Annotated in this window: 12 protein-coding genes; 10 read left to right on the top strand and 2 right to left on the bottom strand. The window is 43.9% G+C overall.

The features are described 5' to 3' along the window. The first annotated feature begins 24 nt into the window (after positions 1 to 24). Together NMM25_RS06260 and NMM25_RS06255 are read left to right on the top strand one after the other, a co-directional pair. Complete coding sequence (locus tag NMM25_RS06260; protein ID WP_254736290.1) at positions 25 to 717, top strand: TIGR02206 family membrane protein; 693 nt, start codon at positions 25 to 27, stop codon at positions 715 to 717. A gap of 143 nt (positions 718 to 860) precedes the next feature. After that, entirely contained in the window at positions 861 to 2,405 is a 1,545-nt protein-coding gene (locus NMM25_RS06255; protein WP_000155105.1) for a peptide chain release factor 3, read from the top strand. A gap of 436 nt (positions 2,406 to 2,841) precedes the next feature. Here the strand turns inward: NMM25_RS06255 and NMM25_RS06250 are convergent, their stop codons facing one another. Both NMM25_RS06250 and sstT read right to left on the bottom strand, forming a co-directional pair. Then, positions 2,842 to 3,795 carry an aromatic acid exporter family protein gene (locus tag NMM25_RS06250; RefSeq protein ID WP_254736289.1) on the bottom strand — a complete coding sequence of 318 codons (954 nt, stop codon included), beginning with the start codon at positions 3,793 to 3,795 and terminating at the stop codon, positions 2,842 to 2,844. A 49-nt stretch (positions 3,796 to 3,844) separates the two neighbouring features. Further along, a complete protein-coding gene (gene sstT / locus NMM25_RS06245) occupies positions 3,845 to 5,056 on the bottom strand; it encodes a serine/threonine transporter SstT (RefSeq protein ID WP_254736288.1) in 1,212 nt (403 codons plus the stop codon). Positions 5,057 to 5,205: 149 nt separating this feature from the next. Here sstT and NMM25_RS06240 point away from each other — a divergent pair, with 149 nt between their 5' ends. The 8 genes from NMM25_RS06240 (at position 5,206) to rsfS (ending at position 10,536) form a co-directional block, all read left to right on the top strand. Further along, entirely contained in the window at positions 5,206 to 5,766 is a 561-nt protein-coding gene (locus tag NMM25_RS06240; RefSeq protein WP_247940618.1) for a mechanosensitive ion channel family protein, read from the top strand. A gap of 57 nt (positions 5,767 to 5,823) precedes the next feature. Continuing rightward, complete coding sequence (locus NMM25_RS06235; protein WP_254736285.1) at positions 5,824 to 6,732, top strand: magnesium transporter CorA family protein; 909 nt, start codon at positions 5,824 to 5,826, stop codon at positions 6,730 to 6,732. Positions 6,733 to 6,749: 17 nt separating this feature from the next. Then, positions 6,750 to 7,277, top strand: coding sequence for a YqeG family HAD IIIA-type phosphatase (locus tag NMM25_RS06230; RefSeq protein ID WP_000963744.1), 528 nt, complete (start codon positions 6,750 to 6,752; stop codon positions 7,275 to 7,277). A gap of 2 nt (positions 7,278 to 7,279) precedes the next feature. Next, entirely contained in the window at positions 7,280 to 8,386 is a 1,107-nt protein-coding gene (gene yqeH / locus NMM25_RS06225; RefSeq protein ID WP_254736284.1) for a ribosome biogenesis GTPase YqeH, read from the top strand. Between the two features lie 211 nt (positions 8,387 to 8,597). Next, complete coding sequence (yhbY, locus tag NMM25_RS06220) at positions 8,598 to 8,909, top strand: ribosome assembly RNA-binding protein YhbY (RefSeq protein ID WP_000060171.1); 312 nt, start codon at positions 8,598 to 8,600, stop codon at positions 8,907 to 8,909. Between the two features lie 50 nt (positions 8,910 to 8,959). Further along, complete coding sequence (locus NMM25_RS06215) at positions 8,960 to 9,589, top strand: nicotinate-nucleotide adenylyltransferase (protein ID WP_000963715.1); 630 nt, start codon at positions 8,960 to 8,962, stop codon at positions 9,587 to 9,589. Next, complete coding sequence (yqeK, locus tag NMM25_RS06210) at positions 9,589 to 10,182, top strand: bis(5'-nucleosyl)-tetraphosphatase (symmetrical) YqeK (RefSeq protein ID WP_254736283.1); 594 nt, start codon at positions 9,589 to 9,591, stop codon at positions 10,180 to 10,182. Before NMM25_RS06215 ends, yqeK begins: the two co-directional genes overlap by 1 nt. Continuing rightward, positions 10,183 to 10,536, top strand: a complete 354-nt coding sequence (gene rsfS, locus NMM25_RS06205) for a ribosome silencing factor (protein WP_095726224.1) — start codon at positions 10,183 to 10,185, stop codon at positions 10,534 to 10,536. Positions 10,537 to 10,735: the final 199 nt, after the last annotated feature.

The raw sequence follows: 10,735 nt of genomic DNA, 5'->3' as shown, positions 1-10,735 counted from the left end.
AAAAATAAAAGTTAGGATAGAAATATGTTCCATCAATTTATCACCAGATCTCAGACGGTTCCTCCTCCCATTTCCCTCTTTTGGTATGGGATCATGATGCTTACTTTAGTGCTTTGTATTTATGGAGCACTTGCTTATCACAAAAATCCGAAATTTGTCCGCTTGTTTAAGGGGATTCAGATCCTCCAGTTACTAGCCCTATATAGCTGGTATGTTGGCTTTGGGATTCCATTTTCTAATAGCCTTCCATTTTACCATTGCCGTTTGGCTATGTTTGCGGTGGTTTTCTTGCCGGATAAATGGCGGAGCAAGCAGTATTTTGCCCTCTTAGGAGCAAGTGGAGCGGTCTTTGCTTTGGTTTACCCTGTTTTTGACCCCTATGATTTCCCCCATATCACCAGTTTTTCATTTTTGATTGGGCACTATGCCCTTCTAGTGAATTCCTTGGTTTATTTGATGAATCACTATGACAAGACCTTGCTTAAGAAGTATATGATTGTAGCCTATACCTTTATTCTCAATCTCTTTCTAGTTGGGGTTAATCAGGTGACGGGTGGAAATTATGGTTTGTTAAACAAGACACCTTTTATTCCAGATGCGCCCTTGTGGTTAAAATACCTTCTTGTGTCCGTTATCCTTTCGGTGGCTCTGGTTCTCTTTGATATCTTGTTCAAAAAACGGTGGAAAAAGAGAAATCAGGTGCAATCTGTGCTCTAGCTTGTCTTTTCATCGGATGAGCAATTGAAAAACTCCCCAAAATTCGCTATAATGGAGAGTTGAAAGGAATGGTAAAATCCAATGTAAACATCATTCTTAGCTACTGAAACAACTAAAAATAGAGAATCAAAGAAAGAGAACTTATGACTATTCAAGAAGAAATCAAGAAACGCCGTACCTTTGCCATCATCTCCCACCCGGACGCCGGGAAAACAACCATCACTGAGCAGTTGCTCTACTTTGGGGGCGAGATTCGTGAGGCTGGTACGGTTAAAGGAAAGAAAACAGGGACTTTTGCCAAATCTGACTGGATGGATATTGAGAAACAACGTGGGATTTCGGTCACTTCATCTGTTATGCAGTTTGACTACGATGGCAAGCGCGTGAATATCCTAGATACACCAGGGCACGAGGACTTCTCTGAAGATACCTATCGTACCTTGATGGCAGTGGATGCTGCGGTCATGGTCGTGGACTCTGCCAAGGGTATCGAGGCCCAAACCAAGAAATTGTTTGAGGTTGTGAAGCACCGTGGCATTCCAGTCTTTACCTTTATGAATAAGCTGGACCGTGACGGTCGTGAGCCACTGGACCTCTTGCAAGAACTAGAAGAAGTCCTTGGCATTGCGAGTTATCCAATGAACTGGCCAATCGGGATGGGAAAAGCCTTTGAAGGCTTGTATGACCTCTATAACCAACGCTTGGAGCTCTATAAAGGGGATGAGCGTTTTGCCAGTCTGGAAGAAGGGGACAAGCTCTTTGGAAGCAATCCTTTCTACGCTCAGGTTAAGGACGATATCGAACTGTTGCAAGAAGCAGGAAATGAATTTTCAGAAGAAGCTATTTTAGCGGGTGAACTGACTCCGGTCTTCTTCGGTTCAGCCCTCACTAACTTTGGGGTGCAGACCTTCCTTGAGACCTTCCTTAAGTTTGCTCCAGAACCACATGGTCACAAGAAAACAGATGGCGAAATTGTGGATCCTTATGACAAGGATTTCTCAGGATTTGTCTTTAAAATCCAAGCCAACATGGACCCTCGTCACCGTGACCGCATTGCCTTTGTCCGTATCGTATCGGGTGAATTTGAGCGAGGGATGAGTGTCAATTTGCCTCGTACTGGTAAGACTGCCAAACTATCTAATGTGACTCAGTTTATGGCTGAAAGTCGTGAAAATGTGACCAATGCTGTTGCAGGAGATATTATCGGGGTTTATGATACGGGGACTTATCAGGTTGGAGACACCTTGACGGTTGGAAAAAATAAGTTTGAATTTGAACCACTGCCAACCTTTACACCTGAGATTTTCATGAAAGTTTCTGCTAAGAACGTCATGAAACAAAAATCCTTCCACAAGGGGATTGAGCAATTGGTGCAAGAAGGAGCCATTCAGCTTTACAAGAATTACCAAACAGGCGAGTACATGCTGGGTGCTGTGGGACAACTTCAGTTTGAAGTCTTTAAGCACCGCATGGAAGGCGAATACAATGCAGAAGTGGTCATGAGCCCGATGGGTAAAAAGACCGTTCGTTGGATCAAGCCTGAGGACTTGGATGAGCGCATGTCCTCAAGCCGCAATATCTTGGCCAAGGACCGCTTCGACCAACCAGTCTTCCTCTTTGAGAATGACTTTGCCCTCCGCTGGTTTGCAGACAAGTATCCAGACGTAGAGTTGGAGGAAAAGATGTAAATCGTTACAAATGACTAGCAACATAAAGTTGCTGTCATTTGACGGTAATCGCCATGGCGGCTTACCTAAACGCTTCACTAGGAAAACTCCACGAATATTATCGATTCGTGGATTTTTCCGTCGTAATGGCAAGGAATTGAACTGCCTAACTGCCTCACTAATTGAGTTTTACAAATGAAATTGATTTGTAAACCCCAGTGTCATAGTTCAGTAAATTTATTTGAATGTGTAACAATCTAAGTAACTAACGCCAAGTTTCTATGGAACTTGGCTAGGCGCTCCACTAGGCAAAAGATTTTTCTAATTACTCTCTAAATTCTGCATAGAATAAGGTAGGCTGGACTAATCTCTGTACAGTAAAGATAATTGGAATTAAAGAAAAACAAAAACCTCAGAAGTGTTCACCTTTTGTGAATTCTCTGAGGCTCTTTGCGTTCTAGTTTCCATATTTCTGATAAAAATTGACCTTGACCTGAATGAAGGTTTCGGCTTCGCGTAGTAGCTGTAGGAGGGTAGCACGGGTCTCAAACTCCTCACGTGTTTTAGGGAGACTTCGATTGCGGAAGACTTGCAGATAGCGTTCGATGTCATCAAGTAGGTCATGAGCAGGATTGGTCTGACTTAGCTGGGCAGCAATCTTAGAAAAGAGCTGGGCCAAGATCAAACTCTCACTTGCGGCCAGATGACAGGTATTGATCTGCTGGGCCATATTTCGCAGGATGCGACTTTGTCGCTGTCTCATCTCAAAGTAATGGATGTGGTAGTCCGTCTGGTGAAAGAGATGGTCCGAGTGATCCAAATAAACCAGTTTGAGGGCTTCATCAAGGAGCTTGTCTAATTGGTCAACGAGTTGGGCTTGATTGCGCCCGTCTCCTCTTGACAGATAGTATTTAAAACGAAGCAGGATGTCTTTTAACTTTTCTTCGACCTGAAGATGGTAGCTTTGGATGGCTTTCTCGCGAGAGGGCATGTAAAGGTTGACCAATAGAGCAAAGCTTGTCCCGATGAGAAAGAGGAGCACTTCATTGAGCAAGAGAGCTGGAGAAGTAGACTCCTGTACCAAGAGATGACCGACCAAGACACTGCTAGGGGTGATGCCGATTTCCCAGCCCATTTTGTAAGCAAGAGGGACATAGAGAGCCAGATAGAGGCCCAGGCTCCAGATGTGAAAGCCCGTAAGCTGAAAGGCTAGAACACCGATAGCGAGCGCTAGTAGCATGGAAAAGAGGCGGTTACGAGCCAACTTCAGCGTGTTTCTGCGCGTGTCGGAGAGGCTTAAGAGAGCGATAATTCCAGCTGAAACTGCTGATGATAAATCTAAAAAATAAGCGAGAAAACAAGCGAGACAGGTCGCTAAGATCAGTTTTGTCGTGCGTTGAGTGAGGGACATGAAAATTTCCTAAACTAATAGAGTCAAGTATTTAACGAGGAGTTAGAGACTAGGGGCGAAGTTTTCGGTTTGTAGCATACTCGGCAACCGCTGTAAAGAGGACATCTGTCGAAGAGTTTAGGGCTGTTTCGCAGGAGTCTTGAACGACTCCAATCACAAATCCGACTCCGACAACCTGCATAGCCAAGTCGTTGGAAATCCCAAAGAGGCTACAAGCGACAGGAATGAGGAGAAGGGATCCCCCAGCGATTCCAGAGGCCCCGCAGGCAGAAATGGCAGCCACGACACTGAGCACAAATGCTGTCCCAAAGTCTACCGAGATTCCGAGTGTGTTGACGGCAGCTAGGGTCAGGACATTTATGGTAACAGCAGCGCCAGCCATATTGATGGTCGAACCAAGGGGGATGGAGACAGAGTAGGTATCAGGATTCAGTCCCAGGTCTTGACAGAGTTTCATATTGACAGGGATATTGGCGGCAGAGCTACGAGTGAAAAAGGCTGTAATACCACTGACACGTAGGCATTTCAAAACAAGGGGATAGGGATTTTTCCTCATAAAGAGAAAGGCGATGAGCGGGTTGATGATGAGAGCGACAAAGGCCATGGTAGCAATCAAGAGTCCTAGGAGGACACCGTAGTTAGCCAGACTGGCAATTCCCTTGTCAGAGATGGCCTTGAAAACCAAGCCTAAAATCCCAAAGGGAGCTAGGTTGATAATCCATTCCACGATTTTAGAGGTGACATCTGCCATGGTTCTCAGTAATTCTTTACTGTGTTTACTTGCCTCTCTCATAGCCAGACCAAAGACGACTGCCCAAGAGAGAATCCCGATATAGTTGGCTTCAACAATGGCATTTAAGGGATTGTCCACCAGTTTGAGCAAGAGGTTGCTGAGGACTTGACCGATACCGTCAGGAGCAGCAACTTCTGTATTTGCACTGGTCAGGGTGATTTGCACAGGTAGTAAGAAACTAGCTAGAACGGCTACCAATGCAGCAGCAAAGGTTCCGAGCAAGTATAGGAAAATAACAGTTTTCATATTGGTGTTTTGTCCCTTTTGGTGTTGGGAAAGGGCATTGGCAACAAGGGCAAAAACCAAAATAGGAGCGATGGCTTTCAGTCCACCTACAAAGAGATCTCCAAGCAGGCCAATTCCTGTAAAGTTTGGAAAGAGCATCCCCAATGTAGCTCCCAAAATCATTCCAATGAGGATTCGTTTGATGAGGCTTGCCTTGGTCCAGGCTCTAATGATTCGTTTCATAGCAGTCTCCTTCAAATGTATTGTTTATAATTATAGTATAAATATGCTATAGAGGCAAGTGATATTATGAAAATAGAGATGATAATTGAATAATTATGAAAGAAAAGAGAAGGGCGATTTTATGGTATAATAGGAAAAAGGAGTTTTATATGCAAGATTTTTTTCAACGCTATTTTGATAAACTTGATTTAACAACCATGTTAGAGAATCTCTTGACCAAGGTGATTTCTCTTTTGATTTTGTTTTTACTATTTTATATAGCTAAAAAGATGCTTCATGCGACTGTACGAAAGATTGTTAAGCCCTCACTTAAATTTTCAAATCGAGATGCAGGCAGACAAAAGACCATCTCTCGTTTGCTGGAGAATGTCTTTAACTACATTCTTTATTTCTTCTTGGTCTATTGCATCCTGTCTATTTTAGGACTGCCAGTTTCGAGCCTCCTTGCCGGTGCGGGGATTGCTGGGGTGGCCATTGGTATGGGGGCGCAAGGCTTTCTATCCGATGTCATCAATGGCTTCTTCATTCTTTTTGAACGCCAGCTTGATGTGGGTGATGAAGTCGTTCTCACAAATGGACCGATTACCGTTTCTGGAAAGGTCGTTAGCGTAGGAATCCGTACAACGCAACTGCGAGGTGACGATCAAGCCCTTCATTTTGTTCCCAATCGTAATATCACCGTCGTCAGCAATCTATCTCGTACTGAATAGGCCGGCTATTTTAGCAGATTTGTGGTACAATAGAAGGAGTTTGGTAAAGGAGAGAGTATGCTATTTGTAGAGAAAAAATTAGGTCACGATTGTACATGGATAGACCTTGATGTAGACAAGATTAAAAACATGGAAGACCTTTCGGATGTCTATGGCTTGGACAAGGAAACCATCGAGTATGCCCTGGATAGAAATGAGCGTGCCCACATGGACTATCACCGTGAAACGGGAACGGTCACCTTCATTTATAATGTTCTTGACTTGGAAAAAGACAAAGAATATTATGAAGCGATTCCGATGACCTTTATCGTTGAAAAACAACGGCTAATCACAATTAGCAATCATAAGAATAGTTATGTGATTAAACGTATGGCAACCTACCTTGAAAGCCATGAAATTGTTTCAATCTACAAATTTCTTTTTGCCAGTTTAGAGATTATTAGCAATGCTTATTATCCGGTTATTGAAGAAATGGATAAAAGTAAGGATGAAATCAGTGCACTTCTTCGTCAAAAAACAACTAAAAAAAATCTTTTTGCCCTCTCTGACTTGGAAACTGGTATGGTTTACCTGACAGCAGCTGCCAAACAAAATCGTCTCCTCTTGGAACACATTCAAGGGCATGCTCTTTATCGCAATTTTAATGAGGTAGAAAGAGAGCAGTTTGACGATGCCATGATTGAAGCGCATCAGTTGGTTTCGATGACAGACTTGATTTCTCAAGTTTTGCAACAACTCTCAGCCTCTTACAACAACATCCTAAATAATAATCTAAATGATAATTTGACAACTTTGACCATTATCTCAGTCTTGCTAGCTATCCTTGCGGTTATTACAGGATTCTTCGGAATGAATGTTCCCTTACCGTTTGCAGATGAACCAAATGCTTGGATTTATATTTTGATAGCTAGTCTCATTTTATGGGTAGTCTTAGCCCAATATTTAAAGAATATTGCTAGAAATTAAAAAGAAAAGGAGCCAGAATGGCGATTGAAAATTATATGCCAGACTTTGCTGTGGAAGCAGTTTATGATCTGACGGTCCCAAGCCTGCAAGCGCAGGGAATCAAGGCTGTTTTGGTCGATTTGGACAATACCCTCATTGCTTGGAACAACCCTGATGGGACGCCAGAGATGAAGCAATGGCTACATGACCTTCGGGACGCGGGCATTCGCATCATCGTGGTCTCAAATAACACCAAAAAACGGGTCCAACGCGCAGTTGAGAAATTTGGGATTGATTACGTTTATTGGGCCTTGAAGCCTTTCACATTTGGAATTGACCGTGCCATGAAGGAATTCCACTATGAAAAAAATGAAGTGGTCATGGTCGGCGACCAACTTATGACAGATATACGAGCAGCACATCGTGCAGGCATTCGCTCGATCTTAGTCAAACCCTTGGTCCAACACGACTCGATCAAGACGCAGATCAACCGGGCTCGCGAGCGCCGTGTCATGCGCAAAATCACTGAAAAATACGGACCGATTACATATAAAAAAGGAATTTAACTATGGAAGAAATTCTCTGTATTGGTTGTGGAGCAACCATTCAGACGACAGACAAGGCTGGTTTTGGTTTCACTCCCCAGTCGGCACTTGAAAAAGGCTTGGAGACTGGCGAAGTTTATTGCCAACGTTGTTTCCGTCTCCGCCACTACAATGAAATCACAGATGTCCAGTTGACTGACGATGATTTCCTCAAACTCTTGCACGAGGTGGGAGACAGTGATGCCTTGGTAGTCAATGTCATTGATATCTTTGACTTCAATGGCTCTGTTATTCCAGGCTTACCACGCTTTGTATCGGGCAATGATGTCCTCTTGGTTGGAAATAAAAAAGATATCCTGCCCAAGTCTGTTAAACCGGGCAAGATTAGCCAATGGCTCATGGAGCGTGCCCACGAAGAAGGTCTTCGCCCTGTGGATGTCGTCCTGACTTCGGCTCAGAATAAGCATGCTATTAAGGAAGTCATTGACAAGATTGAACACTACCGTAAGGGCCGCGATGTCTACGTAGTTGGGGTAACCAACGTTGGAAAGTCAACTCTCATCAACGCTATTATCCAAGAAATCACAGGTGACCAAAATGTCATCACGACTTCGCGTTTTCCGGGGACAACCTTGGACAAGATTGAGATACCGCTTGACGACGGATCTTATATCTACGATACACCAGGGATTATCCACCGCCACCAGATGGCCCACTACTTGACGGCTAAAAACCTCAAGTATGTCAGCCCTAAAAAGGAAATCAAGCCCAAAACCTATCAGCTTAACCCTGAGCAAACTCTGTTTTTAGGTGGTCTTGGACGCTTTGACTTCATATCAGGAGAAAAGCAAGGATTCACAGCCTTCTTTGACAATGAACTCAAACTCCACCGTACCAAGCTAGAAGGCGCTAGTGCCTTTTATGACAAGCATCTGGGAACCCTTCTAACTCCACCAAATAGCAAGGAAAAAGAAGATTTTCCAAAACTAGTCCAGCATGTCTTTACCATTAAGGACAAGACAGACCTAGTCATCTCAGGACTAGGCTGGATCCGCGTAACAGGCACCGCCAAGGTCGCCGTCTGGGCACCAGAAGGCGTCGCCGTCGTCACACGAAAAGCCATTATTTAAAATAAAATCACTGAGCGAACAAAGTGAGCTCATAAAAAGATAGTTATTGCCGTGGTGTGATTGCCAATCGTTAGATTGGCAAGGGGCACACTTGAGACCTAGGCTCAAGTGTGAGGTTAGGAAATCCATTTTTCAAAGATGAATTCTTTGGAAAATTAGTTCCGACCGTCCCCCACCACCTAAAATAACTATCCAAAAAGGAAGAAAGAATATGTCATTAACATCAAAACAACGTGCCTTCCTCAACAGCCAGGCACACACCCTCAAACCCATCATCCAAATCGGGAAAAATGGACTCAACGACCAAATCAAAACCAGCGTCCGTCAAGCCCTTGACGCCCGTGAATTGATTAAAGTTACGCTCTTACAAAACACAGATGAAAACATCCACGAAGTAGCCGAAATCTTGGAAGAAGAAATCGGTGTGGATACAGTCCAAAAAATCGGACGCATCTTGATTTTGTATAAACAATCTAGCAAGAAAGAAAATCGCAAGATTTCCAAGAAAGTCAAAGAAATCTAAAACCTACTCCAAACAACTGTTTTTACAGAGAATTAAAGGAAGACGAGCCTATGGCAATCGAATTATTGACTCCCTTTACCAAGGTAGAGTTGGAGCCAGAAATCAAGGAGAAAAAACGCAAACAAGTCGGGATTTTAGGCGGAAATTTTAACCCTGTTCACAATGCCCATCTTGTTGTGGCGGACCAAGTACGACAACAGTTGGGACTAGATCAGGTCCTGCTTATGCCCGAATACCAACCACCTCATGTAGATAAAAAGGAAACCATTCCCGAGCACCATCGGCTCAAGATGCTTGAGTTGGCGATTGAGGGGATTGAAGGTCTGGACATTGAAACCATTGAGTTAGAGCGTAAGGGCATTTCCTACACCTACGACACCATGAAGATTTTGACAGAGCAACATCCAGATACGGATTATTACTTCATTATCGGGGCTGATATGGTGGACTATCTGCCTAAGTGGTACCGAATTGATGAGCTGGTCGACATGGTTCAGTTTGTAGGGGTTCAGCGTCCACGCTACAAGGCAGGGACTTCCTATCCAGTTATCTGGGTGGATGTGCCTCTCATGGACATCTCGTCCAGCATGGTGCGTGACTTCATTGCCCAAGGTCGGAAACCTAACTTTCTCCTACCTCAGCCAGTGCTAGACTACATCGAGAAGGAGGGGCTTTACTGATGGCATACCAAGACTATATCAACTGCTCCCGCGAGGCTTTGTTGAAAAAAATGGCAGAGCTTCTGCCTGAAAAACGCTTAACCCATTGTCTGGGTGTAGAGCGTGCGGCCATAGAACTGGCTCATCGTTTTGCTGTAGATAGTGAGAAAGCAGGCCTAGCAGGCCTTCTCCACGACTATGCTAAAAAGTTGTCAGATCAGGAATTTCTAGACTTGATTGACCGTTATCAGCTAGACCCTGACCTCAAAAATTGGGGCAATAATGTCTGGCATGGGATGGTTGGAATTTACAAGATTCAGGAAGATTTGGATTTGCATGATCCTGAAATCCTGCGAGCTATTGAAATCCATACAGTCGGTGCTGGTCAGATGAGCGACCTGGATAAAGTTGTCTACGTCGCAGACTATATCGAGCGCAATCGTGCCTTTCCAGGAGTGGATGTGGCGCGTGAAATTGCAAGTTTGTCACTTAATAAGGCAGTGGCTTACGAAACGGCACGAACTGTGGAGCATTTAGCTCATCAGGGATTCCCCATCTATCCCCAAACCCTTGAAACCTATAACGCCTTTGTGCACTATTTGAAAGAGGACTAAATGAACGAAAAAGAATTACTAGAACTAGTCGTGAAAGCGGCTGATGAGAAACGTGCGGAGGATATCCTTGCACTTGATGTACAAAATTTGACCAGCGTGACGGACTACTTTGTTATCACTAGCTCGATGAATAGTCGTCAGTTGGACGCTATCGCAGATAATATCCGTGAAAAAGTAGCTGAAGCTGGCTTTAAAGGTAGCCATGTTGAAGGCGATGCAGCTGGAGGCTGGGTTTTGCTAGACCTCGGTGGTGTCGTTGTGCATATCTTCTCAGAAGAAATGCGTGCCCACTATAACCTAGAAAAACTGTGGCATGAGGCGGATTCTGTAGATATTTCTGAAGCCTTGGCCTAGTAGATGAACTCAGTTGCAGTCAACTGGGTTTATTTGCTTATTTTAGAAAAAAATGGATAGAAAGGTGAGGGCGTCGTGTTTTGTTCATCTCGAAACTGAACACGAGCTAAAAGCTGCGAGAAAAAGAGTAACTTCCTTTGTATCTGACGATACAGCAGAAAGTTTCCTATTTTCTCCTTGCTTTTAACGCTCTTTGTAT

The sequence above is a fragment of the Streptococcus sp. CF10-1 genome (assembly GCF_024295825.1).
GTDB lineage: Bacteria > Bacillota > Bacilli > Lactobacillales > Streptococcaceae > Streptococcus.
Note: the sequence above shows the minus strand (reverse complement) of the source record. Positions and strands in the feature narration are given on the sequence as shown.

Coding starts and splice junctions, on each gene's coding strand:
- yqeH (WP_254736284.1), top strand. CDS start 7,280: ATGGAAGAAATTCTCTGTATTGGTTGTGGAGCAACCATTCAGACGACA.
- rsfS (WP_095726224.1), top strand. CDS start 10,183: ATGAACGAAAAAGAATTACTAGAACTAGTCGTGAAAGCGGCTGATGAG.
- yqeK (WP_254736283.1), top strand. CDS start 9,589: ATGGCATACCAAGACTATATCAACTGCTCCCGCGAGGCTTTGTTGAAA.
- sstT (WP_254736288.1), bottom strand. CDS start 5,056: ATGAAACGAATCATTAGAGCCTGGACCAAGGCAAGCCTCATCAAACGA.
- NMM25_RS06250 (WP_254736289.1), bottom strand. CDS start 3,795: ATGTCCCTCACTCAACGCACGACAAAACTGATCTTAGCGACCTGTCTC.
- NMM25_RS06215 (WP_000963715.1), top strand. CDS start 8,960: ATGGCAATCGAATTATTGACTCCCTTTACCAAGGTAGAGTTGGAGCCA.
- NMM25_RS06240 (WP_247940618.1), top strand. CDS start 5,206: ATGCAAGATTTTTTTCAACGCTATTTTGATAAACTTGATTTAACAACC.
- NMM25_RS06255 (WP_000155105.1), top strand. CDS start 861: ATGACTATTCAAGAAGAAATCAAGAAACGCCGTACCTTTGCCATCATC.
- NMM25_RS06230 (WP_000963744.1), top strand. CDS start 6,750: ATGGCGATTGAAAATTATATGCCAGACTTTGCTGTGGAAGCAGTTTAT.
- NMM25_RS06235 (WP_254736285.1), top strand. CDS start 5,824: ATGCTATTTGTAGAGAAAAAATTAGGTCACGATTGTACATGGATAGAC.
- yhbY (WP_000060171.1), top strand. CDS start 8,598: ATGTCATTAACATCAAAACAACGTGCCTTCCTCAACAGCCAGGCACAC.
- NMM25_RS06260 (WP_254736290.1), top strand. CDS start 25: ATGTTCCATCAATTTATCACCAGATCTCAGACGGTTCCTCCTCCCATT.